Here is a 24,879-nt window from a genome sequence, read left to right on the forward strand (position 1 = left end):
CGTTTCGGGCGTGACATTCGCCCGCTTCGCCGGCCCATCGCCAAACGTGGGAAAATGTCCCACGCACTCTGCGAACAAAAACCCACCCTGTCAAGACCACGTGGGATTGTGTCCCACGGCGTCGCGGGTTAGATTCGATCATGGCCGATAGCGAGGACAATGGGCTTACCGACGCCGCGCGTCTGCAACAGCCGATCGCCCGGCTGCTGCGTCCGCTCGTGCGGCTGCTCATTCGCTACGGCGCGACATTTCCCGCGCTCTGCGATCTGCTGCGCGAGCTTTATGTGAATGTCGCGGTCCACGACTTCGCTCTGCCGGACAAGGAGCAGACCGACAGCCGCATCAGCCTGCTCACCGGCATTCACCGCAAGGAGGTCCGGCGTCTCAGAGAGGCCGGCGCGCCGGTGCGGACCGTTCCCGCCAGCGTCTCGCGCACATCTCAAATCGTCGCTCTATGGCTCGGCGATCGGCGCTTCACCGATCGGAAGGGGGCCCCGGCGCCGCTGCGGCGCGCCGGATCGCCAGGGCGCGGCCCGACCTTCGAATCGCTGGTCGAGGAAGTGACGCGCGACGTGCGCCCGCGCGCCGTGCTCGACGAATGGCTCGATCGCAAAATCGCATCGCTCGATGCCGATGGACGCGTCGTGCTCGGCGAGGCGGCGATCGCGCCCAATAAGGGCGACGAGCGTCAGCTCTACTATTTCGGCCGCAATCTCCACGATCACATAGCGGCGGCGGCGGCCAATATCATTCAGGAGCCGGCGCCCTTCATGGAGCGCGCCGTTCATTATGAAGGCCTCTCGGAGGATGGCGCGCGGCGCCTCGAGGCGCTGTCGCGCGAGCTGGCGATGGAAGGGCTGATCGCGGCCAATCGCGAGGCGCAGACGCTCCAGCGCGGCGGCGAGGAAGGACGCTGGCGCTGGACCTTCGGCGTCTATGTCTATCGCGAGGATGAGCGGCCTGCGGGCGAATCGGCGAGCGGAAAGAAGGGCGCGCGCTCGTGAGCCCGTTTCGCCATCCGACCCGGCGGCAATTGGCGAGCCTGCTCGTCTCGCTTCTCTCTTCCGCCGTGACGCGCGCGCAGGCCGCGAGCGGCAAGCCCAAGGACAATGGCATTGGCGGAACCGGCTATATCTCCGTCATTCCCGACCGCGACAATGGCATTGGCGGAACCGGCGTCGTCGGAACCATTCGCGCTTTCGGCAGCATCATCGTCAATGGGCTTCGCGTCTCCTATCCCGCGGACGCCGAGGTGCGCATCGACGGCCGCGCGGCGAGCGTCGGCGAGCTGCGCATCGGCCATGTCGTCTCGCTGGTGGCCGTCGACGACGGCGGACGATCGACCACGAATAAAATTCAGGTTCTGCGCGAGGTCGTCGGGCCGGTGGAGCAGATCTTCGACCATGGCTTGCGCGTTCTAGGCCAAAGAATCGAATTCGGACGCGGCGCCAGAATCGAGAAGCCGAGCGCCTTCGCCATCGGCCAGCAGGTGGCGGTGAGCGGCCTTCGCCTGCCGGATCAGACGATCGTCGCGAGCCTCGTGGAAAGAGTGGAGCCCGGCGCCGCCCAGCTCGCCGGCGTCGTCACGCGCGCGTCGGATCGCCGGCTCGCGATCGGCGCGCAAACTCTGTCCGGCGTCGCGGAAGCCATGCTCGGCCAGCGCATATTGGTGCGGGGCGCGGCTGCGGACGGAACGCTGGACGTGACCTCGACGTCCAGCGACGCCTGGCTCCCGCGCGGGCCGAGCAATTTTCTCGTCGAGACCTATCTCGAGCGGCGCGGCGGAACAGTGAGGACCGCGAGCGGCCTGACGCTCGGCGGCGGTCATGATCTTTCCTTCCAGGGCGTGGCGCGCGCGGTCGTCGACATTGATGCGACATCAGTGGGCGGCTGGTCGATCCGCTCGCTCAGGACGAGCGAGACGCTCGGCAAGCGCGGCGCCGCCAAGGAGCAGCGCGAGAACCTCGAGCCGCCGACCCAGACGCGCCGGCCGGCGGACACATCCCCCGCTGTCGGCGTCGAATTTCCCTCCACGCTGGACACTTCCGGCGCGCCCCACAGCCAAGGGGCTCCTGCGATTCCGACGGCTCCGATCGGTCCGGGGCTGCCTTCTGGGCCGGGCGGCTTCGGCGGCGGCGCGCATGGTCCCGGCCTCGGACGGCCGGGGCGATAATCGCTATGCGCTTTCCGATGGAACGGAATCGTTCGATCGATCAGAATTCGCTTCCAACGAAAGAATCTAGAGCGCTATCCGATCCAATTGGATCGGATAGCGCCTAGCGGACGGCGGTCCCCAAAGCTCGTCTGCAAATCGGCGAGCATGGCCGAGATCAGGCCCCATCGTCCTCAGGCGCGGTCGGCGACGCGGGCTTGCGCGCAGCGGCGGCGGCGATAATCGGCGACGGCGCGCGCGATCGGATGCTGCCCGAATGCGAGATCGGCGATGGGCGCGACGAAGATCGCGGGGGCGCTGCCGCCGCCGATTTCGACCTGGCACATGAGGCCGAAGACGTCGCCGCCGTCGAAGACATTGGTCACAGTGCATCGCCGATCCGAGCCGCGACGCCGCACGGCCGCGATCGACAAAGCCAATGTTCGTCCGCGCGGATGCGCCATGAGCGGCAGGCAGGGTCGGAGCGCATCGATCAATCCACGAGCGTCGGCGGCGCGCGCCCGGTCGACCTCGCCAGAATCCCTATCTCGAGCAATATTGGTCATGTCGAAATCTGCTTGCGTGAATGTCACTACGGACATTTCGGTGAATGCGACGACGCTTGCGGCGATCGGACTCGGCGCTCGACGAGCATTCGCTCATCCTTCTCCAAGACGAGCCTCCTCGCCGTCGGAGCTTGCGCCCTGCTCTACCGTCTCGCACGCCGATGAACGAGGAATATATAATAGAAATAACTTCCGGCAAGCAAAATACAGAACGTAGCCATCTATAATTTTTATCCGTATAGAAGATATACGCTCACAATACATACGGCCGCATAGGTAAAACGCTCATCTGCGCAGTTATTTCCCAGCGGCCTGCGTCTTCCACGGATCGGCGAAGCGTGGCGAGGTGAGCAGCGTCTCGTCGGTGAGCGCCTTCAGAAAAGCCAGCAGATCGGCCTTCTCCTGCGGCGTCAGATCGATCTTCACGATCAGCGGGCTCTTCAACGGATTGGCCGCGCCGTCGCCGGCGTTCGGGCCGCTCGCGATCTTCCGGCCGCCGCGCGCATAGATATCGATGACCTCCTCGAGCGTCGCGACCGTTCCGTCATGCATATAAGGGCCCGTCACCGCTATGTTGCGCAGCCCCGGCGCGCGGAACTTGCCCATATCGTCAGGGTCTTGCGTGATATCGTAGAGGCCGTGATTGGGCTCTGGATAGGCGCCCTTTCCGTCGATGTCGTAGAGCCCGGTGTTGTGGAACGGCGTCTCCGCCTCGCGCGTCTTGGCGTGCACGAATTGATCGTCGAGATTGACGCTGCCATGGCAATGATGACATTCCGCCTTCTCGCCGAAATAGAGATCGTGCCCGCGCTGCTCCGCCTCGGTCAGCTTGATCTTGCCTTGCAGATATTGATCGTAACGGCTGTCGAAGGAAATAACGCCGCGCTGAAAGGCCGAGATCGCCTTGATGATCGTCTCGAAGGAGATTTGCTCGGCGGGCTTCTTCTCGGGAAAAGCCGCGGCGAACCATTTCTTGTAGTCGGCGTCATTGCGGAAGCGCGCGACGATCTCCGCCTTATTGGCGTCATTGACTCCCATCTCGATCGGCCGCTCGCCATAGAGCGGATTTTCCATCTGGCGCTCGAGCGTCACCAGCGCCGGATTGGCCCAGGTGAGCGTCGCATGCCAGCCGGAATTGACGATCGACGGCGCATTGCGCGGCGTCTTGTCGCCCGTGGAGCCGACGCTGACGACGCGCCCATCGGTGAAGGCGCGCTCCTGCAAATGACAGGAGGAGCAGGAGAGCGTTCCATTGCCCGAGACGCGCTTGTCGAAGAACAAGCGCCGCCCGAGCTGAAACTTCTCCTCCGACATGGGATTGTCGGCAGGCGTGCGCGGCGGCGGAACATATTTGGGAAGCTCCCACTTCCATTCCGTCGGCTGGGCCGTCGCGGCGCAAGCCGTCGCGACGGCGAGCGTCAATCCGAAAAGCGAACCCCGGCTCATTGCTTTGCGCCCATGACTTTCGCCGACGTCATCGCGCCGGCTTTGAAAATCGGCGAGACGCCGGGCTTGGTCTGCTTGCCGGCGTCGCCGGCGCCCGCGGCGCTGTCGCCGAGATTGAGACCGAGCGCGGCGAAAACGGCAGGACATTCAGGATCGTCGAGCGCGCTCATGCAGCCGATCGCGCCGCCCTTGTCCGCGGCGATGTCGGAGCTCGCGAGCAGACCGGTCAAATCGAGCTCGACGCGCTGCGTCTTGGGATCGAAGCGATCGAGCGCCACAGTGAAGCGGTTCTCATGCGCGCAAGCGACGATCTCGCCGGTCGCGGGATTGCCCTTGCAGGCGGTGGAGCCGATATGCACCATCCAGGTCCGCGCCTTGGAGCCGTCGGCCTTGACGACAGGCGTCGCCGGATCGAACTCGAAAGTCACGAAGCGGCGGCCGGCCTGCCAGTTCCACGCCATGCCGACCACATCGAGCGGCGCCGGCGCGGTCTCGACATTGGAATGATTGATCGAAACGGGCTTGCCGTCGACGATCGTCTCTACCGGCGCGCCGACCGAGAATTCGAGGCCGACATAGGAGCCCGCCGGCGCTTTGCCGACGATTGTCGTGTTCTTGGCCGGATTGCCCGGCGTGCACGGATTATTGCCGCCGCGCGCATCTTTGAAGTCGAGCAGAGCGACGTCGCCATATTGCCATTCGCTCTGCTCCAGCGCCAAGGGGGTGCGCTTGCCCTTGGCGTCGACCAGCTTGAAGCCGTACACATAGAGACGCGCTTCATGGAGCTTGGCGGACAGATGGCCCGTCCCCAGATTGGCGAGCGGCGCGCCGCAGCCGACCTCCTTGCCATCGTCCATCAGCGCAAAGGAGATGGACACGGGCTTCGTCTCGCTGGAGGCGGCGAAAACCGGCCCGGAAACGCCGCAAAAATAGCCGGCCGCCACAGCCGCCAATCCGAGGCTTCGTAAATTCCGCATCTCGACTTCCTCCACCTATCGGCCGGGCGTCCCGCCGACCGCAAAAATTTCTCGAGGGCCTCGCCTGCCTTATAGGACGCGCAAGGCGACGAAAAAGGAACATCGGGACGGAAGATTTTTTTGCGGCGAGCGCAAATCCCCCGTCCCGCAGCGCCATACGATCAGAACTCCACGCGCAACGAGCCGAGGAAAGTGCGGGGCGTTCCGGTCTGGATCGTCGTCCTGTTGCTCGACGTCGGATAATAGATCGTATCGGTGATGTTCTTGACGTTGAGCTGCGCTGTGACCGTGAAGTCTTCGATCTTGGTCGTATAGGCGACCATGCCGTTGAGCAGCGCATAGCCGGGCAGGATGAAGCTGTTGGCGTTGTCGCCGAGCGAGCTTTCGACCACGGTGACGCCGCCGCCGAGGCTCAATCCGCGGAACTGCCCATCGGCCTCGTATTTGACCCAGAGATTGCCGTAATTGCGCGGGCTCGCCGGCAGCTTGTAGCCGGCGACGGCGACCTGAGTGGTGATGAGAGTGGCGGGATTATAGGTCGGCGCGCCTTGCACGGTGCGCACATCGTCATGTGTGTAATTGGCAATGATGCTCCAATTGTCGTCGACGCGTCCAGTCAGATCGAACTCGAGTCCCTGACTACGCGCCTTGCCGATGACGAGCGTATTGGCGGAATTATTCGGATCGGGAGTCGGCACATTGGTCTTCGTGAGGTCGTAATAGGCGAGGGTCGCAGTGATGCGCTTGTCCAAAAGTTCCGCCTTCACGCCGCCTTCCAGCTGCTCGCCCTTCTGTGGAGGCAAGGGATAGCCGAGAGTCGTCGTGTTGTTTGTGCCGAACGAGCGAGTAAAATTGCCATAGAACGACAGCCATGGCGCAGGCTGATAGACCAATCCGACACGCGGGCTGAAGGCCGCGTTGTAGACCGTCGTGTAGGTGGTGAGCGAGCCCAGATAGGTGGTGTTCTTGTTGCTGCTCGTCTCCGCCCAATCATAGCGACCTCCGAGCAGAACATGCACGGTGTCGTCGAGAAAGGAGATCAGATCCTGCCCATAGACGCCCGTCCATTTCTGAGCTTGCCCGATGAAGTTCGGCGTCGAATAGGGTTTGTCCAGGGTCCAGTAATTTGGCGCATAAATATTGATCGAGCCGATGGCGGGAGTCATGTTCCAATAGGTTGGCATCGCCGTTCGGAGATAATCGAAGCCAATGAGCGCATTGTGCTCGAAAGGTCCAGTCGAGAACTTGCCTTTCAGATCGACATTTGTCGCAAAATCGAACTCCCGAAATCCTCCCGATACCGTCGTATTGGTGAGCGACCTCGTCAGCACGCCGGTCGCTTGATTGATGGTTCCGCCGAAAACATTCGCCTGGCTATCGTCGAAAGTCGTGTAGCTCAGCCGATTTGTGAGGCTCCAGCCGGGGAAGAAATCATAGGTCCAGTCATAGGCGATACGGCGCTTGTCATATTGATGCGGAGAGGTCGTCGTCAGCAGCGGCGCTTGCAAATAGCGAGAGATCGGGATCGGCGCGGGATAGGAGCCGATGGCGGGAAGCACCGGATAGTCATCGACCCAGGTGCGATGCTGATATTCGAAGTCGATATTGGCGCGGAACTGTTCGATCGGATGAAAGGAGAGCGTCGGAGCCAGAAACAGGTTCTGGTCCACGACGAAATCTCGATAGGAATATGTGTGATAGAATTCACCATTGAAGCGATAGAGAATGGAATGATCCGCGGTGAGCGGCCCCGTCGCGTCGAGGCTCGTTCGCGTCATGCCGTAAGAGCCGTTCTGCTGCTGCACCGAATAATAAGGCGTCTCCATCGGACGCTTGGTGACGAGATCGATCAAGCCGCCCGGCTCGACACGGCCATAGAGTATGGCCGCCGGCCCCTTCAGCACCTCGATCGACTGTATATTGGCCGTGTCGAGATAACGCATGCGATATTCCATCAGGCCATTCTTGTAGAAATTGCCGACATTCTGGAATCCGCGGATCTTATAAGCTTCGACGAAATTGGGCGTCGTCTGAACGCCACTGACATTGGTGACGATGGCGTCCTTTACGCTGATCGCCTGCTGATCGTCCATGAGCTGGCGCGTCACCACCTGCACCGACACCGGCGTCTTCAAGAGCGGCGTATCCATCTTCATGGCGCTGGAAGCGTTCTCCGCCTTATAGCCGGTATATCTGTCTCCCGGCCCCGAGGCCGCGCCGGGCGCCGGCGCCCCGCGCGGGCGCTCCTTCCTCTCCGCCCCCACATCGATCGGCGGCAACGATTCCGCGCCGCTCGCGTCGTTCATCGTCCCGCGATCGTTCTCCGCCAGAATGATGAATACGTCGCGCTGATTGTCGGCGAGGCGGTAGCTCAGCCCCGTCCCCGCCAGCAGCTGGTCCAGCGCCGCGCCGAGCGTGTAGTCTCCCGTCAATCCGACGGTCTTCACATTGCGCGTGAGCCCGGCGAGGAACACCATCTGCACGCCGTTCTGCTCGGCGATGCGCGCCAGCGCCATGCCGACCGATCCGGCCGGAATGCGGTAGGATCTCACCTCCGCGGCGATCTCGACGGCCTGCATTCGGGCATGGGCCGCCGCCGGCGCATCCGCGCCGAATGTGAAAGCCCCCATCGCCGCCGCCGCGAGAACCGCGCTCATACGCTCGTCCCTCCGACCCAAACCCTTGCGCCTCATCCGCCGCTTCCTCGCTCTTTGCCGGGGACGAGCGCGTCCCCATTGATCAGGACGACCGGCGGAGGCATTTGGAAGGGTCGGGTCTGCGAATTATTTTCACTGTTCGGCGCGACCGACCGCGTCGCGCCGTTTCCTTTCCTATTTATAGATATAAATCAGATATTTGCTTATGGAGAGCGTCTTCACGCCCAGCGCGGCTTCGAGAGCGCTCGCCGCGCCGATCGGATTGGCCGCATCGAAGGAGCCGGTCACGAGCAGGCCCCGCACAGAGGGAGCCGCGAACAAAAAGCCATTGTGATAGCGGCCGAGCGTCGCCAGCACATCGGCGAGCGGCTCATCCTCGAAGACGAGGCGTCCACGCCGCCAGCCGCCGATGCGAAAGAGATCGACCGGCGCCGGCTCGGTGATCGCGGCGCCGGCGCCGAAACGGCTGTGCCGGCCCTCCTCCACAATGGCGCGGGCGCCGCCGCTCGCAACCGCCACCCTATGCTCGGCGACGGCGACCTCGGCGTTGGATTTGTCCTCGAGAGCAATGTCGAAGGCCGTGCCGAGAGCGGTCACAGTCGCGCCCGCCGCCTCCACCACGAAGGGGCGCGCCGGATCGGGCGCCGCCTCGAAAAAGGCTTCTCCGGCGAGCAAGGCGAGGCGTCGCTCGCCGGCGCGGTACCGAATGGCGAGCGCCGAGCGGGCCGACAGATGCGCGCGCGAGCCATCCTCCAGCTCGACGACGCGAGTCTCGCCGGTTCCGGTGAGGACGTCGGCGCGAAAGCGGATAGTCAGCTCATCGAAGAGCAGAAACGCCGCCAGCGAGGCGGCGAGCAGCGCCGCGACCGGCGCGATCCGCGCGGGCCGCTTCCCGGCGCTCGCCCGGCCCCGGGTCCACAGATCCCGCACCTCGCCGAAGAGATGCGCCGCCTCGTCGAAAGCCGCGCGATGGGCGGGATCGGCGGCGAGCCAAGCGTCGAAAGCCGCGCGATCGGCGGCGGAGAGCGGACCGGCGTCGCATTTGACCCACCATGCGAGCGCCGCCGCGGAGAGATCGGCGTCCTGGTTCGGCTCGTCGTCTCGGCTCATCGAAAAATCATCGCCTCCGGCGCAGGATTTCGGCAAGACAGCATCGGGCGGCGCAGTCCATCGGCGGCGCGCGCCGCGGTCTCAGTTTCTTTAGACGCGCGAGAAGCTGCAATGGAAGGGTCCGCTCCCGCCTATTTTATCGCCATGCGGCATCGCTCCATCGCGAGACGGAAGTGCTGCTCGACCGTCTTTCGCGAAATGCCCAGCTTCGCGGCGATGTCGCGCTGCGACATGTTCTGACCGACCCGCATTTCGAAAATCTCCCGGCAGCGCGGCGGCAAAGCGGCGACGGCTGTCGCCAGTCGCGCCCTTCGCTGCGCGTCCTCGACGAGATGTTCGGCGCTCGGCTCCTGCGATGCGGCGTCGCAGGCGTCCGCTTCGGGATCGACGATTTTGCGCTCGAGCGCCCGATGTCGAGCGAAGTCCTTGGCGAGGTTTCCCGCGGTGCGACGCAGATAGGCGGGAGGATCGACGATCTCGGCCGCCGCCTCCCGCGTCAAAAGGCGCACGAAAGTCTCCTGAAGCAGATCTGGCGCATTCTCGCGACCGACGCGGCGCGTCAAAAATCGCAAGAGCGCGCGCCGATTGCTCGAGAACAGCGCGCGGAACGAAGCTGTTGTCTTGTCCACCATATGCGGCTTCCGACGAAAGATCGGGCTCGACGCCGACGCACGGGAGCTTCCCGTCCATTCGGCGGTCCAGACAATGGGCAGATCGTGAAAACGAGGAATGGCCCCATTCGCCGGGGAAGCGGCCCGAGCAGGAAAAAATCGTCTCGAGCGATCAGCGCGTCGGCGGCGCGCGCGACGACCAGGAGCTGATCCAGCCGGCCGGGGACGATTTCTCCACGATCTGAAAAACGTCGCTCGCGGCGATCACGTGGGCCGGGAATGAAAAACACAGTCCTTGCGGTAGGGCCGAGACGGCTCCGGCCGGACCGTCGAGCTGGCTGGTCCGACAGGGAATGCAGCAGGAGCACGAAAAATGTGACCCGGGGGAATGACGATTGTCGTCGGCGTCGCCGGGCGCCGCGCAATGGCCGAGGCTCGTCGCGACGATCCCGTGATCGACCGCGGACCAGGCCGCGGCGGCGATCCCCGGCAAGATCAGCGCCCAAGCCAAAAGGCCCGCGATCAATAGGCGGGCGGCTCCTTTCGGCCAAAGCGCGAACCTGTGCATATCGCTCACGAAACCCCCGGAGGCCATGCGGAGTCAAGCTCGGAATGGCTTCGAGCTCGGAAAGACCAAGGAGCGATCCGCGCCCGCGGGCGACGACCGCCGCCCGATCGGCTAGAAAGCGTCATGACGATCAAAATCTACATCGACGGCGACGCATGCCCCGTGAAGGACGAGACGTATAAGGTCGCCTCTCGCTATGGGCTGCAGACTTTCGTCGTCGCCAACAGCTTCATGCAAATCCCACGATCGCCGCTGATCTCGCGGATCATCGTCGAGGCGGGGGCCGACGCGGCGGATGATTGGATCGCCGAGCAGGTCGTCGCCGGAGATGTGGTCGTCACCGCCGATATTCCTCTGGCCGCGCGCGCATTGGCGAAGGAGGCGCACGCCATCGCGCCCTATGGCCGCGCCTTCACCAAGGATTCGATCGGTCTGGCGCTCGCGCAGCGCTCGCTCATGGAGCATATACGCTCGACCGGCGAGGCCACCGGCGGCCCGCCGCCGTTCTCCTCGGCCGCCCGGTCGCAGTTCCTTCAGGCCCTGGACCAGGCCATCGCCAGAGAGCGAAGACGGCGGCGATAGGCCGGCGCCCGCCCCATTTCACCGAATCGCTCCCCTCCTATAGATTGCGGCGCTCCATTCACCGCCGGCTCTCTTCATGCGCGTTCGCCGTCTCGATCCCATTCTCGTCGATCGCATCGCCGCCGGCGAGGTGATCGAGCGGCCGGCCTCCGCCGTCAAGGAGCTGGTCGAGAATGCGCTCGACGCCGGCGCCGCGCGCATCGACGTCGCCATTGAGGCGGGCGGGCGGCGGCTCATTCGCGTCATCGACGATGGATGCGGGATGAGCGCCGAGGATTTGGCGCTCGCCGTCGAGCGCCACGCCACGTCGAAAATCCCTGATGGCGATCTGACCGCCATAGCGACGCTCGGCTTTCGCGGCGAGGCGCTGCCCTCCATCGCCGCGGTCGCCGATCTGACGATCGACGCGCGCGCCGCCGGCGCCGAGGTCGGCGCGCAGATAAGGGTGGAGGCGGGCGAGAAGCGCGGGCTCAAGCCCAGCAATTGGCCCAAGGGCGCGCGGGTGGAGGCGCGCGATCTCTTCGCGGCGACGCCGGCGCGGCTCAAATTTTTGAAAACCGAGCGGGCGGAGACGGCGGCCGTCGCCGATGTGGTCAAGCGGCTGGCCATGGCCAATCCGGCCGTGCGCTTCTCCTTCGCGGCGGATATGGGCGCTTCCTTCGATTATCCCGCCTGCGGGGCCTCCGAGGAGGGACGGGCGCGGCGCATCGCCCAGGCGCTGGGGACGGAATTCGCCGATAATGCGATTGCGCTGCATGCGGAGCGCGAGGCGTTCCGCCTCGAGGGGCTCGCCGGCCTGCCGACCTTTCATCGCGCCAATGCGCTGATGCAATATGTCTATGTGAATGGCCGTCCGGTGCGCGACAAGCTGTTCTCCGGGGCCATTCGGGCCGCCTATCTCGATTTTCTGTCGCATGACCGCCATCCGGCGCTGGCGCTGTTCCTCGAATGCGATCCGCGCGTCGTCGATGTGAACGTCCATCCGGCCAAGGCGGAGGTGCGCTTTTCCGATCCCGGCCGCGCGCGCGGCCTGGTGGTGGGCGCGCTGAAGGAGGCGCTGGCCTCGGCGCTCCATCGCAGCGCCGACACGCCGGCCCGCGCCGCGCTGGACGTGCTGGCCACGCGGGCCAGAACGGCGCCCGGGCGGGAATGGTCGGCTCCTTCCGGCGCGGGCTTTTCTTCCTTCGGCGGGCCGCCGCGCAGCCGGCCGCTCGACTGGGATTTGCGCAGCTCGCCCAGCGCCCCTGCCGGCTTCGCGGAGCCGCCGCAAGCGGCTTTCGACGTCGGGCCGCCTTCGGCCGATTCGCGGCCCGCCGCCGCGCCGCCCGCGGCCGCCGCCGTGGAAAACCCGCTCGGCGCGGCGCGGGCGCAGCTGCACGAGACCTATATCGTCGCGCAGACCAAGGACGGGCTCGTCATCGTCGATCAGCACGCCGCCCATGAGCGGCTCGTCTATGAGAAATTGAAAGCCCAGCGGGAGGCGGAGGGCGTCGCCCGCCAGCTGCTGCTGGTTCCGCGCGTCGTCGAGCTGGATGCGACGCGGCTCGACGCGCTGCTGTCGGCGCAGGAGGAGCTTTCCGCCCTCGGTCTGGCGCTGGAGCCTTTCGGCCCCGGCGCCGCGCTGGTGCGGGAGACGCCGGCGGCGCTCGGCGACATAGATGTCGGAAGGCTCATCGAGGATATCGCCGATCTCCTCGCCGAGGAGGGGGACGCGCGTGGGTTGACGCGGCGGCTCGATGCGCTTTTGTCGCGCGTCGCCTGTCATCATTCGGTGCGCGCCGGCCGCCGGCTGACGGCCGAGGAGATGAACGCGCTGCTGCGCGAGATGGAGAAAACGCCGGGCGCCGGCCAGTGCAATCACGGCCGGCCGACCTATGTGGAGCTGAAGCTCGCCGACATCGAAAAGCTGTTCGGCCGCGGCTGATCGGCGGAAGACGGGGGAAAAACCCTTAAGTCCGGGCGCGGCCGAGCGCTTTGATTTCAAGTCGGCGACGTGGCATTGTCGCGGCGCGACATTCGGCGCCCCGAAGGGAAATGACAGCGCCCGAGCCAGAGCGAAGGAACGCCGCGTCTTGATCGAACAAGCGATGTTTTTCGCGCTCGGGTTCCTCGCGGCCGGGCTGTTCACACTGATGTTCCTGCCCGCCTTCTGGCGGCGGGCCATGCGTCTGTCGCTGCGCCGGCTGAATATGCTGACGCCCCTCTCGATCGAGAAAATGGTGGCGGAGCGCGATCTGCTGCGCGGCGAGCTCGCCGTGCGCTATCGCCGGCTCGAGCAGCAGATGGCGACGGTCCGATCGACCAAGGCGCAGGATATGGTCGAGATCGGCCGCAACGCCGCTCGCGTCGCGCAGCTCGACGGCGAGCTGACGCAGGCTCTCGCCCGCGGCGATGAGTTCGAGCGCAAGTTCAACGAGACCAGCGGCTTCCTCGAGGAGCGCACGGCGCTGCTGCAATCGACGGAAACCGCGCTGCACGACATGACCGACCGCGTCGAGACGCTGATCTACAATCTGCGCAATGTGGAGATGGACAAGGAGCAGCTCGCCCGCCTCAGCGAGGAGAGCCGCGCCGAGGTCGCGACCCATGAGTCGAGCATCGCCAGCCTGCATGTGCAGAACGCCGAGCTGCGCCAGCGGCTGGACGCGCTGCAGACGGAATTCGCGACCGCCTCCGCCGTGGCGGAGCGCCTCTCCGCCGTCGATGGCGTGTTGGCGCGCACGACGCGGGAGCTCGACGCCGCCGTGCTGGAGACGGCCGATCTGAAAAAGGATCTCGACGAGACCCGCGCGCGGCTGGCGGCTCTGGAGCACAGCTCCGCGGCCGAGATCGCGCATCTCGAGGCGGCTCTGCGCGTCGCCCGCGCCGAGGAGCGCGACCACGCCGATCGGCTGGAGACAGCGCGTTCCGACAATGCGATGCTGCAAGGGGCGATGGACGCGCTGCGCAAGGAGCATGCGAGCCTGCGCGAGACGATCGCCGCGACGGCTCCCGCGGCGGCGCCGGTCGAGGGGGCGGCCTCCGGCGACCGCGAGGTGCTGGTTCTGCGCCAGGCGATCGTCGATCTCGGCGTGCGCATGGCGGAGATGGCCGCGGCCGCCGCCGCCGAGCCGGGCGAAGCCGCGCAATCGAAGCGGGCCTGACGAAGCGAGCACGAGCGGAGCTTTAGCCCCGCCCGCCTTTCTTTCCGAGCCGTCAGAGCGATTCCGGTTCATGCTGAACCGGAATCACTTTCGATCTCCTTGTTCTGTCGTGTTTTCTTCACGCGAACCGGTGTCCGCTTCGCTCGAAAACACTCTAGTGCTGCTGGGGCGGCAGCTTGCCTTCCGGCGTCGCCTTGTCGACGACCTTGGGCAGATATTCGGCCAGCGCCGCCGAGACCTTGTCCATCGGAATGCCGAATTTATTGCCGAGCTCCTTCACCCGATCGGAGCCCAGCGTCTGCTGCACCTGCTCGGCGGAGATTGGCATGTTCGGACCGGTGCCGACCCAGGATTTGACCTTCTCGCCATAGCCGCTCTTCTCGAAGTCTTGGAGCACGTTCTGCAAGCCGCCGCGCTTCTCGATATAGCCATTGATCAGGGAAGCGAGCTCGACGCCGATCGCGCCGCCGATGATTCCGTCCAGCAGACCCATTTTCGTCCTCCTTGGCAGAAGCGGGAGCGCCATGACCACGAGGGGCCACGGCGACGCTGCTCACTTAGGGCGCGCTCTGGCCGCGTCGATGCGGCGCGACGCCGCGAAGAGGCGGTGGAGGCGACAGGCGACGAATTGACGTCGAGCCCCCGGCTCGGCTAGGGTTTCTCCTTATCTTCCGAGACTTGCATTTCAGGGAAGGGGCGAGGGTGGAAAGCAAGCCGAAAGTCTTGTTTTCGCTCGACCCCGAGGACTGGCACGGCCATGCGTCGGAAACGCTCTGGGCCGAGCCGGTCGAAGGAAGCGGCTGGACGCGGTTCCGGCTGTTGAACTCCCCTTATTTCGTGACCGGCGTGTCGTTCCAGGACATTGTGATCGCCGCACCCAGGGCCGACGGCCATGTCTTCGACTTCAAGGGCTTGGCGAGGAGCGGCGGCCATTCGACCTATATGCTGCTGATCGACGGCGAGGAGGTTCTGGCCGGCTCCGACTGGCGGCTGCTCAAGGTGATGGGCTGCTCTTATGAGAGCATGCATATCGACCTGACCGTCGGGCGCAAGCTGCTGCTGAGCGTCGATATTCCAGATTGGGTCGATATCGCCGAGGCGCATGCGATCATCGCGGAGGGCGAGTCGAAAGGCTTCTGGCTCTATCAGATCGGCTCCTCCACTTTCGAAAGCGAGTCGCCGCTGCTCTCGTGAGCGGCGCCCGCGATGGTGAAAGCTCGAGGCCGCGTTTTCACGCTGCTTCGCCTTCCTTTATTTCCGCGCGGCGCCGGCGTATATGACGCGGCGACGCCCTGCGGGGCAGGAAAGCGGAATTTCAAGGGCCGGGACGATGGCGGGACATAGTCAGTTCAAGAACATCATGCATAAGAAGGGCAAGCAGGACGCGATTCGCTCCAAGCTCTTCTCCAAGCTCGCCCGCGAAATCACCGTCGCCGCCAAAATGGGCCTGCCCGACCCCAATATGAACGCCCGCCTGCGCGCCGCCGTGCTCGCGGCCCGCGCCGAGAACATGCCCAAGGACAATATCGAGCGCGCCATCAAGAAGGCCTCGGGCGCCGACGCCGAGAATTACGACGAGGTGCGCTATGAGGGCTATGCGCCGGGCGGCGTCGCCGTCATCATCGAGGCGCTGACCGACAATCGCAATCGCACCGCCGGCGAGATTCGTTCCTATTTCACCAAGGCGGGCGGCGCGCTGGCCGAGACCGGCGCCGTCTCCTTCATGTTCGATCGCGTCGGCCTCATCGAGTTTCCACGTAAGGCGGCCTCCGAGGACGCGATCATGGAAGCGGCGATCGAGGCGGGAGCCGAAGACGTCTCCTCCGGCGAGGAGACGCATGAGATCATCACCTCGCTCGAGGGCCTGCGCGACGTCGCCAAGGCGCTGGAGGCCAAATTCGGCGAGCCGAAAAAGGCCGCGCTGGTTTGGCGGCCGCAGAATTCCGTCGCCGTCGACGATGAGGCGGGCGAGAAAATCCTGAAGCTGATCGGCGCCCTCGAGGACAATGACGACGTGCAGAACGTCTACGCCAATTTCGAGGTGTCGGACGCTCTGGTCGCCAAGCTCTCGGGCTGACAGGCGAGGGGGGCCGAAGCCCCGCTCGCATTTGCGCTTTTCCTGGAGGGGCGGTCAGTCCGCCTCTTCCAAATGCTCGATCGGCAGCCCGTTCACCTGCGCGATGAGCACGGGCGACGCCTTGAAGGTCAACACCTTGCGCGAGCAGATCGGCGCCTCCACGCCGGTCTTGGGATTGCGGCCGATCCGTTCGCGTTTGGCGCGAACGTTGAAGCTGCCGAAGGATCGCAGCTTCACCGATTCCCCTCGCACGAGGGCTTCGCTGATCTCCTCGAAGGTGGCGTCGAGGATTTGGCGGGCTTCGGCGCGCGACAGCGTTGGACAACAGCTGTACACGGCCTCGCGCAGGGACGCCCGCGTCAAAGTGCGCCCTGGCTCGATTTTCTTCGTCATGCTACGGATGCGGGCGCAAGCCTGCCCGCTTCGCGGCTCGTGGTTCGCGAGGCCATTATTTTTGCTCCCCCCTTCTGCCGGCGCCTTTTGGCGGCGCTATCCTGTTTTGATGGATTGTCGGCAGTCTAAACAATAATGTAGCCACACTTTGCCGAATCGCGCAAGAGCGCCTGGGATTTCCCCTGACGGCTCCGCTGGTTAGATCGTAAACGCAGCGCCGCCGCCCGCTCAGCCGGGCAGGCTCACCCTATGGCTCGCGACCGGAATCATGGCGCGGACCTTACGGATGCGGTCGCGGTCGATTCGCGTCGAGACGAGGCCGACGCCCTCCGATGCGCGGGCGACCACATGGCCCCAAGGGTCGGCGATCAGCGAATTGCCATAGCTCACGCGGGTCTCATGCCCGGCCTTATGCGCGCCGGTCTGATTCGGGGCGCAGAAATAGGCCTGGATCTCGATCGCCCGGGCGCGGGCCAGCACCTCCCAATGATCCTTGCCGGTGACGAGGGTGAAGGCGGAAGGGAGGGCGACGATATCCGCGCCCTTGTCGGCGAGCGCCTGGAAAAGATAGGGAAAGCGCAGATCGTAGCAAATGGCGCAGCCGATGGTGAGGCCCTCGCAATCATAGGTGACGACCGCTTCGCCGGGCTTGAAGGCGGCGCTCTCGCGATATTGCGCGCCATCCGGGGCGGTGATGTCGAACATGTGAATCTTGCGGTAGCGCGCCACTTCCTTGCCGCTGCGGTCGAAGGCGACCGTGGTGTTGTGGAGGCGCTCCTCGCCGGGGGCCTTCTCGAGAATGGAGCCGGCGTGGATGAAGACGCCATATTCGCGGGCGAGGGCGCTGCAGAGCGAATAGGCGGGGCCGCCGGGCAATTCCTCGGCGGCGGCGGCCTTGTCGGCGCGATTGCCGCCGATGAAGTCGAAAACCTCCGGCAGACAGATCCAGTCCGGCCGCTCCTCGCGAACGGCCTGGTCGATGAGCGCCCGGGCGGCGGCGAGATTGGCGGCTTTGTCGCTGACCGAATTCATCTGGACCAGGGTGGCTTTCATCGCTTCACGTCTCACGAGCAGGAAGGGTGCGGCGCCGCCGCAATCGGAGCCGTCATTCTAGACCGGCGCGGCGGCGACGAAACGCAGAAATTTTCGCTTCGCTTCCTGCATTTCTGCATTGCATTGGCGGGGCGATGCTTCTAGTTTCCGCCCCGCCGACGTGCCGCCATAGCTCAGTTGGTTAGAGCACCAGATTGTGGATCTGGGGGTCCCCCGTTCAAGTCGGGGTGGCGGTACCATTAAAATCAAAAACTTGCAGCAAAATCAAAAACTCGCAGCAAGGCTGGGGCGTGGCGGCTCCGCGGCAAAATCGGCTCGGTCGGCCATGCGAGAGAATCGTCCAGCGTCGCTCCGGTAAGAGCAGAGACTATCCGCGTGCGGGTGGGGACAGCCCCCTGGCGAGAGCCGGCTCGTCGGCGCAGGTCATAAATCGTGGATCGCGCGCCTCATGGCGATTGGCTGGCCGGGCGAGCTGCGGGGCCGGCGGGGCGCTCGACGCGCGAGCTTTACGATCGTCGTCCGTCGGGGCGCCGATGTCGATGCTCGGAAGCGTTTCCTGCGCCGTGGCGGCGTGAGAAATTGCGAGAAGCGCGACGCCAGAGCAGGGAAGAGAGGCAAACGGCGAGCCCATGGGCTCGCCGTCCGAATATTCCAATCGCGCCCTGCCCCGCCTCACACGGTCGGCGCCGGGACCAGCATATGGACGATCATGCCGTGCAGGAAGGACGCCGCAATGCCGAGCACCAGGGCCGCCGCCGTGTAGACGTCCGAATATTCCTCCTTGCTGCGCATCATTCGTGAGACGCCGACATAGAAGAGATAAACGGCGAAGACGCCGAGCACGTCGAGCCAGCGCAGGCCCGGGACGAGGCCGAAGATCTCGGCGAGCCAGATCGGCGTGTAGGAATAGGCGATGAGCTTCAGCGCGCGCAGATCGTCGCGCTTGCCCTCGAAGCTGGGCGCGAGCATCGAGATCACCAGCGCCACGCCATAGAGCAGCGGCAGGCCGAGCCCATACTGCAGCGCCGCGCGGATGAGTCCGGTGAAGAAGGAGTAATGCACGATATTGGAGCCGCGCGAGAAGCCGAACAGCCAGCCGCCGAGGAAATTGGCGATGGCCGGCACCGCCGCGAGATAGAGGATGTAATTGCGATAGAGATCGAGAGCGGTCGTCTGCTCCGCCTCGATCGCCGCCCACTCCGTCTTGGGCGACGATATGATGCGCCTGGCGCGCTCTAGAATGTCCCGGAGCCGCTCGTTGATGTCCATGCTCTACTCCCCTGCCTCGCCCTGTTGCGCCGCAGCGGGAGACTGGCCCAAGGCGCGCGCCGAAACAAGCGCGCGCTGCGCCATGGCGGGGGATCAGTCGACGCCTGTCCACTCCCTCGCCAGCTCCTCCGCCCCCATCAGCCGCGCGAAGCAGGAGAGGAGCGGCAGCGCCGCGGCGCTCTCCTCCTTTCCGTCCAGCGGAGAGGGTGAGGCGTCCTTCACCACGATGATCGGATGGCCGGCGAGAAATCCGTCGATCGCGGTCTCCAGAGCGAGATCGCCGAGCGCGTCGCCGAGCAGAATCAGCAGCGGGCCGCCGAGGCCCTCGAACAGCCGCAGGAAGCCGGCGTCGCGCAGCAGCGACGGCGCCTCGGCGCGCAGCGAGGTCTCGCCCGCCGCCGCGTCGGCGGAGCCCGCCCGCTCCAAAGCGAGATCGCGCTCGACGAAGACGGTCGGCAGCCCGGCCGCCTCCCACCGTCGCAGCAGTCTCGCGCCGGCCGTTTCGAGAGCGCCAGGCTTTCGCGCCGTCCGCGGCTCGCGCAGATGGCGCGTCTCGGCGATGCAAACCAATATGGCCCTTGGTCGCGGGTCGAGGGTCGGCGATCGAAACACAGTCGGATCCGTTCCAAAATGCGGCCTCGGCCGTCCGGCGGCCGTCGCCGGTCTTTCGATGCCTGCGTGAAATCTCGAATTTTACTACCTATGCATGAAGGGTAGCAGAGCCTGCGCCTCGCCGCATCATCGCTCGCCCGTCGGCTCGCCTGTCGACTGGCCCGTAGCCTCGCCGTTGGGTTCGCTCTGGCCCCCTGCCTCGCGCTCGGCCCGCGGCGCCTGCACCAGCGACATGCGCACCAGCTCCGGCAGGCTGCCGGCCTGCATCTTGGCCATCACATTGGCGCGATGCACCTCCACTGTGCGCACGCTTATGCCGAGCTCATGGGCGATGATCTTATTGGGCTGGCCCCGCAGCAGCGCGGCGAGCACCTCGTTCTCGCGGCTCGTCAGCGTAGTGAGCCGACGCTGAATCTCCTGCGCCTGCAGATCGCGCGCGCGCTTGCCGCTGTCATAGGCGAGCGCCTGGCGCACGGCGGAGAGCAGCGATTCGTCGGTGAAGGGCTTTTCCAGAAGATCGAGCGCGCCTTCCTTCATCGCCTGCACGGCGAGCGGCACATCGGCATGGGCGGAGATCACCACCACCGGCAGCGACAGCCCCATGTTCTTCACCTTCAGCAGCAGCTCTATGCCGGTCATCTCCGGCATGCGAACGTCGGTGACGATGCAGCCCGTGGCCGCGCGATCGACTCCGGCGAGAAAATCGACGGCCGATCCATGCGTCGTCACCTCATGGCCTTCGGTTCGCAACAGCAAGCGCAGCGCGTCGCGGACGGCGGCGTCGTCGTCGATGACATGCACGGTCGGCTCGCTCACTCTTCCTCCTCCATCGCGGCCAGCGGCAGCGTGAAGCTGAATGTCGCGCCACCGTCGCTATTGGGACCGGCCCAGATTTTTCCGTAATGCGCCTCGACGATGGAGCGCGCGATGGTGAGGCCGACTCCGAGACCATTCGCCTTCGTCGTCGCGAAGGGCTCGAAAAGGCTCGCGCGCGCTTCCTCGGAGAGGCCGGCGCCCGTATCGGCCACATCCACCCGCACCATCGATCGGCCGCAAAGCACGGTCGAGATCGTCATCCGACGCGTGCGCGAAGCGCTCATCGCATCGCGCGCATTGCGCATGAGATTGACCAGCACCTGCTTGATCTGCACGCGATCGGCGAGAATGCGATCGTCGGCGGCGTCGAGGCGAAAGACGACATTTATGCCCGATTGCTTGGCTTCGACGATGACGAGCTCGTACGCCTCGTCGAGAATGTCGTGCAAATTCTGCAGCGTCTTGTCCGGCTCGCCGCGCGAGATGAACTCGCGCAAATGCGCGATGATCTGGCCGGCGCGCACGATCTGCGTCGCGGCGTTGTCGAGCGCGTCCTCCACATTGGCGGGGCGCTGCTCGACCGGCATTTGCAGCAGGCGGCGCGCCGCCTTCAGATAGATGGCCGTGGCCGAGAGCGGCTGATTGAGCTCATGCGCGAGGCCGGCCGCGAGCTCGCCCACCGCGTCCAGCCGCTCGGCGTGCAGCTTCTGCATGCGCGCCTCGATCTTGCGACGCTCGGTAAGGTCGCGGATGAAAGCGATATAGAGCCGGCATCCATGATAGGAGGCTTCGCTGACCGCGAGGTCGACGGGAAACAGCCCGCCGTCCTTGCGACGGCCCTGCGTCTCCACGACATTGCCGAGCGACTCGCGCCCTTCCATGAAGCAGGCGCCGGCGCCGGCCTTGCGACCACCGAAGAGACGCACCGGCACCAGAGTCTCGACATGCGCGCCGATCGCCTCCGCCTTCGCATATCCGAACATGCGCACGGCGGCGGAGTTGAGCGATTGGATCGCGCCTTTCTCGTCGACGGTGAGGATGGCGTCATGCGCCCCCTCCACCGTGGCGTAGAGACGCGCCTCCTTATCAACCAGCGCCTGCTCTATGCGCTTGCGCTCGGTGACGTCCTGCAGATAGCCGTGCCACAGAGTCGCGCCATCGGGCTCGCGCGTCGGCTTCGATTGCGCGTCCACCCAAATCCAGCCCTTGCGCGGATGATTATAGCGGTAGCTCTCGCGCCATACGCTCATCGAGCGCGCCGATTCGGCGATGCTGGCGAGCACGCGCGGCAGATCGTCGGCATGGACGCGCGCGAACTTGCCGTCGACTCCCTGCCGCAATGTCTCGGCGTCCATGCCATAAATGTCTTCCACATTGGGCGAGGCGTAGGGCATGGAGGCCTTGCCGTCGGGGCCGAGCCGATAAGAGGCGATGAGGCCGGGCACCGAGGCGGCGACGCCGGCGAGCTGATCGGCGAGCCGCGCCTTCTCGCGCAATTCGGACTCGATCGCCTTTTTCTCGGTGATGTCGCTGACGACGCCGATGAGCCGCACGGCGCGGCCGTTCTCGATCAAGGCCTGAGCGCGACACGCGATCCAGCGCAGCGCGCCGTCGCGCTTTCTGTGAATGCGAAACTCCGCCTGATAACGCCCCTCGCCGTGCGGATCGATCGCCGAGCGCACTGATTGGCGCACCGACGCGACGTCATCCTCGTGCACGATGGCGAAGATCACCTCCGGCGAGAGCGGCTGATCGGCGAGAAAGCCATAGATCTCGCGATATTTCTGATCGGCCTCGGTGACGCCCGCGGCGATGTCGTATTCCCAGCAGCCGATTGCGCCGGCCGCGAGCGCGAGACGCAGGCGCTCATTGCTGCGCCGCAGAGAATCCTCGATCTCGCGACGATCGGTCACATCGATGGCGGCGCCGATCGCGCGCGTCGCGACGACGCCGCGCGAGGTGCGGCGGAACTCGAATTGTCCGGCGAGGGCGATCCAACGCAGAGCGCCGTCCATGCGCCTGATGCGCATCTCATGGCTCCACTCGCCATTCTTGGCGCCCGCGCACGCCTCGAGAAACTTGCGCTCGAAATCGCCTTTGTCCGCCTCGAGCAGCAGTGCGCCCGCCTCGGAGAAGCAGAGCGTCTGATCCGGCGCCAATCCGAGAATCTCGTGCATGGTGACGGAGAAGCGGCTCGTCCCGCCGACGAGATCGACGTCGAAAGTGCCGACGCCGCCGGCGGCCACTGCGAGCCGCGACCACTTCTCGCGCTCGCGCAACGCCTCATTGGCGGCGAAGGAGCGCTCCATCCATTTCATCTGCGTGAGATCGGTGACGATGGCGAGGCGCGGCCGCGCATCCTCGGCCGGCGCGCCCAGCTCGACGCTCGCCGACAGCAGAGAGCCGTCGGCGCGCCGAATCTCGAACTCGCGGCTCGCCGCCTCCGTCGTCGCGAAGAAGGCGGCGAAGCGCTCGCCCTGATCGGGCGCGATATGATCGAGAATGCTGTCGCCGATCAGCTGCGCCGCCGGGCGGCCGATCATCTCGCGAAACTGGCGATTGCAATGCAGGATGACGCCATCGGGCGAAAGCTCGATCGAGCCTTCGCGCATCTGCTCGAGAAGGCGACGGCAGAAATGCTCGGTCGCCTCGCGTGACGCTCGGGACGCAGCCGGCGCCCTTCGCGCGCCGAGACGCTCGCCGCTCTGTCCGGCCTCGAGAAGAAGCCGCCGCAGATCCTCGAGATCTTGAAGCTGATCGCCCTGTTCGTCCACCGGCTTCCTCTCCCCTTCCAAGACGCGGGCGTCATGGGGCGCCCGAGCCGGGAAGGTCCTTCCCGCCACGGCGCGGCTGCAGGCCGCGCGAATTTGCGGACGTCGCGTTCGAGCCGTCGGCGACGCGCTTCAGAGGCGAAAGCTCGCGCCTCGCTTAGGGATTCGGTGGCTTGTAAGGCAGGCGCGGCCGGCCGGCTTCCTGTGGAAACTACTTAGCGCGCTCTTTTGCTCTACTATGCCGCGCACGCAAAAAAATATGCGCCAGATCAATCATCTGGCGCATACTGTCAAGAAGCGGTCTCTAATCGATCGCGCTGCGGCGCGGTCAGAACTCTTCCCAGCCCTCATCCGTGGCGGAAGCCGAGGCGCCGCGCCCGCCGGCGGATGCGACGCGCCGGCGCGCCGGCGCCGCCTCGACGCGCCGCTCGCTCGCGCGCGGAGCGGCCGCCGGACGCGCGCTCTCGCCGCGCTCGATGCGGAAAACGGAGATGAGGCTCGCGAGCTCTTCCGCCTCATGGCTGAGGCTGTGGCTCGCCGCAGTCGTCTCCTCGACCATTGTAGCGTTCTGCTGCGTCATGCTGTCGAGCTGGCCGACGGCGCGATTGACCTCGGTGAGGCCCGTGGCCTGCTCGCGCGAGCCGGCGGCGATATCGGTGACGACGCGGCTCACCTCGCCGACCTGCGAGACGATGCGCTCCAGCGCAGCGCCTGTCTCCGTCACCAGCACCACGCCATTCTCGACCTGCGAGGTCGAGGCGGCGATCAGCGCCTTGATCTCCTTGGCCGCTTCGGCCGAGCGCTGCGCCAGCGCGCGCACTTCCGAGGCGACGACGGCGAAGCCGCGTCCCGCCTCGCCCGCGCGCGCCGCCTCGACGCCGGCGTTGAGCGCGAGGAGATTGGTCTGGAAGGCGATCTCGTCGATGACGCCGATGATCTTGCCGATGTCACGCGTCGAATTCTCGATGCGCCGCATCGCCTCCACGGCGTCGCGGACAATGGCGCCGCCCTTCTCGGCGTCGGAGCGCGTCACATCGAAGACCTCGCTCGCATGGCGCGTGCTGTCGGCGGTCTTGTTCACCGTCGCGGTGATCTCCTCGAGCGCGGCGGCCGTCTCCTCGAGATTGGCGGCCTGCGCCTCGGTGCGGCGCGCGAGATTGTCGGACGCCTTGGCGATCTCGACGCTCGACGAGCGGATCGCGCTCGCCGACGCGCCCACATCGGCGAAGGCGGCGCCGAGCTTGGCGGCCGCATTGTTGAAATCTTCCTTGATCTTGTCGAAGCCGCCGTCGAGCTTGTCGACGACGCGGCGCTGCAGATCGCCGCGCGCCAGCTCCTCGAGCGCATGCGCCATGATGTCGAGCGCATGGCGCTGATGCGCCTCGGCCTCCGCGCGCTGCGCCTCGGCGGTGCGGCGCTCCTCGCGCAGAACGTCGAGATAAACGGACACCGAGAGATTCATGTCGAGGAAGACGGCCTTGGCGAGCGCGGCGACGCAGCGGGAGGTGCGATCGACGCGCGCCTTGCCGGCGAGCATGGAGCCCGAGAGATTGTCCTCGACAATGGCCTGAATGAGACGCTCGGTGATGAGCGCATAGGCGGAGATATAGAAGCTCGGCTCCAAGCCGATGCGGGCGTGCGCCTGGCCGACGGCCGTCACCATGCGCACATATTCCGCGCCGAACTCGGCCTCGGTGATCTGCGCCCAATGGCGCATCTGAGCGGATTTCGCCGCCGCCATATGGCGCTCGTCCGAGAAGAAGCCGCGCAACTTCGCGTCGCCGCGAACCTTCTCGTAGAAAGCGTCGAGAGCCGGGCCGAGAGCCTTGGAGATGACGGGCTTGGCCTGGCGCAATGCGCCACGGGCCGCCTCATTCATGTCCATGAACGCCAAACTGTCGTCCAGAGACGAGCTGCTCTTCGAAGACTCGGCCATCTTTTGCTCCCGCAATTCGTTAACCATCGGGCGCGCCGCCTCCGCGAATCAAATTCGCGCGCTCCCGTGCTTACGGATTAAGCGATATGGGAAGTTTCGGCATTACTAACATGTCACAATTCGTCATTGCATCGCACAGT

At 65.5% G+C, this 24,879-nt stretch carries 22 protein-coding genes and 1 tRNA gene; 8 read left to right on the forward strand and 15 right to left on the reverse strand.

Annotated features, from left to right (window positions below; translation table 11 throughout):
* Positions 1–140 precede the first annotated feature (140 nt).
* Together GYH34_RS16480 and GYH34_RS16485 are read left to right on the forward strand one after the other, a co-directional pair.
* A complete protein-coding gene (locus tag GYH34_RS16480; protein ID WP_161914526.1) occupies positions 141–1,004 on the forward strand; it encodes a DUF6502 family protein in 864 nt (287 codons plus the stop codon).
* On the forward strand, positions 1,001–2,173 hold the full coding sequence (locus GYH34_RS16485; protein ID WP_161914527.1) for a DUF5666 domain-containing protein: 1,173 nt from the start codon (positions 1,001–1,003) through the stop codon (positions 2,171–2,173). Before GYH34_RS16480 ends, GYH34_RS16485 begins: the two co-directional genes overlap by 4 nt.
* Positions 2,174–2,346: 173 nt before the next feature.
* Here the strand turns inward: GYH34_RS16485 and GYH34_RS16490 are convergent, their stop codons facing one another.
* From GYH34_RS16490 to GYH34_RS16520, 7 genes are all read right to left on the reverse strand, one after another.
* Positions 2,347–2,718: a hypothetical protein gene (locus GYH34_RS16490; RefSeq protein ID WP_161914528.1), complete on the reverse strand. Its 372-nt coding sequence runs from the start codon at positions 2,716–2,718 to the stop codon at positions 2,347–2,349.
* A 297-nt stretch (positions 2,719–3,015) separates the two neighbouring features.
* On the reverse strand, positions 3,016–4,164 hold the full coding sequence (locus GYH34_RS16495) for a methanobactin export MATE transporter MbnM (protein ID WP_161914529.1): 1,149 nt from the start codon (positions 4,162–4,164) through the stop codon (positions 3,016–3,018).
* Entirely contained in the window at positions 4,161–5,141 is a 981-nt protein-coding gene (locus GYH34_RS16500; protein ID WP_174242417.1) for an MbnP family copper-binding protein, read from the reverse strand. Before GYH34_RS16500 ends, GYH34_RS16495 begins: the two co-directional genes overlap by 4 nt.
* A 161-nt stretch (positions 5,142–5,302) precedes the next feature.
* Entirely contained in the window at positions 5,303–7,798 is a 2,496-nt protein-coding gene (locus GYH34_RS16505; RefSeq protein ID WP_161914531.1) for a TonB-dependent receptor, read from the reverse strand.
* Positions 7,799–7,972: 174 nt separating this feature from the next.
* Positions 7,973–8,908, reverse strand: coding sequence for a FecR domain-containing protein (locus GYH34_RS16510; RefSeq protein ID WP_161914532.1), 936 nt, complete (start codon positions 8,906–8,908; stop codon positions 7,973–7,975).
* A 131-nt stretch (positions 8,909–9,039) separates the two neighbouring features.
* Positions 9,040–9,540, reverse strand: coding sequence for a sigma-70 family RNA polymerase sigma factor (locus GYH34_RS16515; protein ID WP_161914533.1), 501 nt, complete (start codon positions 9,538–9,540; stop codon positions 9,040–9,042).
* Positions 9,541–9,691: 151 nt separating this feature from the next.
* Positions 9,692–10,045: a hypothetical protein gene (locus tag GYH34_RS16520; protein WP_161914534.1), complete on the reverse strand. Its 354-nt coding sequence runs from the start codon at positions 10,043–10,045 to the stop codon at positions 9,692–9,694.
* A 165-nt stretch (positions 10,046–10,210) separates the two neighbouring features.
* Between GYH34_RS16520 and GYH34_RS16525 the strand changes: the two genes are divergently transcribed.
* The 3 genes from GYH34_RS16525 to GYH34_RS16535 all read left to right on the forward strand — a co-directional run bounded on the left by GYH34_RS16525 (position 10,211) and on the right by GYH34_RS16535 (position 13,812).
* Positions 10,211–10,669 carry a YaiI/YqxD family protein gene (locus tag GYH34_RS16525; protein ID WP_161914535.1) on the forward strand — a complete coding sequence of 153 codons (459 nt, stop codon included), beginning with the start codon at positions 10,211–10,213 and terminating at the stop codon, positions 10,667–10,669.
* Between the two features lie 76 nt (positions 10,670–10,745).
* Positions 10,746–12,593, forward strand: coding sequence for a DNA mismatch repair endonuclease MutL (gene mutL / locus GYH34_RS16530; protein ID WP_161914536.1), 1,848 nt, complete (start codon positions 10,746–10,748; stop codon positions 12,591–12,593).
* A gap of 148 nt (positions 12,594–12,741) precedes the next feature.
* The gene (locus tag GYH34_RS16535) at positions 12,742–13,812 is read left to right on the forward strand and encodes a hypothetical protein (protein ID WP_244635176.1); all 1,071 of its coding nucleotides are present in this window, start codon (positions 12,742–12,744) and stop codon (positions 13,810–13,812) included.
* A 154-nt stretch (positions 13,813–13,966) separates the two neighbouring features.
* Here GYH34_RS16535 and GYH34_RS16540 read toward each other — a convergent pair whose 3' ends face one another.
* Complete coding sequence (locus tag GYH34_RS16540; protein ID WP_064032456.1) at positions 13,967–14,305, reverse strand: YidB family protein; 339 nt, start codon at positions 14,303–14,305, stop codon at positions 13,967–13,969.
* Between the two features lie 209 nt (positions 14,306–14,514).
* Here GYH34_RS16540 and GYH34_RS16545 point away from each other — a divergent pair, with 209 nt between their 5' ends.
* On the forward strand, positions 14,515–15,006 hold the full coding sequence (locus GYH34_RS16545; RefSeq protein WP_161914537.1) for a DUF4265 domain-containing protein: 492 nt from the start codon (positions 14,515–14,517) through the stop codon (positions 15,004–15,006).
* Positions 15,007–15,142: 136 nt separating this feature from the next.
* Positions 15,143–15,889, forward strand: a complete 747-nt coding sequence (locus GYH34_RS16550; RefSeq protein WP_036292186.1) for a YebC/PmpR family DNA-binding transcriptional regulator — start codon at positions 15,143–15,145, stop codon at positions 15,887–15,889.
* Between the two features lie 54 nt (positions 15,890–15,943).
* On the opposite strand, the gene GYH34_RS16555 is transcribed toward GYH34_RS16550, so the two are convergent.
* Positions 15,944–16,282 carry an integration host factor subunit alpha gene (locus tag GYH34_RS16555; RefSeq protein WP_018266370.1) on the reverse strand — a complete coding sequence of 113 codons (339 nt, stop codon included), beginning with the start codon at positions 16,280–16,282 and terminating at the stop codon, positions 15,944–15,946.
* Between the two features lie 228 nt (positions 16,283–16,510).
* Positions 16,511–17,335, reverse strand: coding sequence for a carbon-nitrogen hydrolase family protein (locus GYH34_RS16560; protein WP_161914538.1), 825 nt, complete (start codon positions 17,333–17,335; stop codon positions 16,511–16,513).
* 162 nt (positions 17,336–17,497) lie between these two features.
* Here GYH34_RS16560 and GYH34_RS16565 point away from each other — a divergent pair.
* Positions 17,498–17,574: transfer RNA gene (locus GYH34_RS16565), tRNA-His, on the forward strand.
* Between the two features lie 433 nt (positions 17,575–18,007).
* Here the strand turns inward: GYH34_RS16565 and GYH34_RS16570 are convergent.
* The 5 genes from GYH34_RS16570 to GYH34_RS16590 all read right to left on the reverse strand — a co-directional run bounded on the left by GYH34_RS16570 (position 18,008) and on the right by GYH34_RS16590 (position 24,739).
* Positions 18,008–18,604 carry a Yip1 family protein gene (locus GYH34_RS16570; RefSeq protein WP_161914539.1) on the reverse strand — a complete coding sequence of 199 codons (597 nt, stop codon included), beginning with the start codon at positions 18,602–18,604 and terminating at the stop codon, positions 18,008–18,010.
* A 93-nt stretch (positions 18,605–18,697) separates the two neighbouring features.
* Positions 18,698–19,174 carry a hypothetical protein gene (locus GYH34_RS16575; RefSeq protein ID WP_161914540.1) on the reverse strand — a complete coding sequence of 159 codons (477 nt, stop codon included), beginning with the start codon at positions 19,172–19,174 and terminating at the stop codon, positions 18,698–18,700.
* A 168-nt stretch (positions 19,175–19,342) separates the two neighbouring features.
* The gene (fixJ, locus tag GYH34_RS16580) at positions 19,343–20,032 is read right to left on the reverse strand and encodes a response regulator FixJ (RefSeq protein ID WP_161914541.1); all 690 of its coding nucleotides are present in this window, start codon (positions 20,030–20,032) and stop codon (positions 19,343–19,345) included.
* Positions 20,029–22,806: a PAS domain S-box protein gene (locus GYH34_RS16585; protein ID WP_244635178.1), complete on the reverse strand. Its 2,778-nt coding sequence runs from the start codon at positions 22,804–22,806 to the stop codon at positions 20,029–20,031. Before GYH34_RS16585 ends, fixJ begins: the two co-directional genes overlap by 4 nt.
* Positions 22,807–23,131: 325 nt before the next feature.
* On the reverse strand, positions 23,132–24,739 hold the full coding sequence (locus GYH34_RS16590; RefSeq protein WP_161914542.1) for a globin-coupled sensor protein: 1,608 nt from the start codon (positions 24,737–24,739) through the stop codon (positions 23,132–23,134).
* Positions 24,740–24,879 lie beyond the last annotated feature (140 nt).

The sequence above is a fragment of the Methylosinus sp. C49 genome (genome assembly GCF_009936375.1).
Taxonomy (GTDB): Bacteria; Pseudomonadota; Alphaproteobacteria; order Rhizobiales; family Beijerinckiaceae; genus Methylosinus.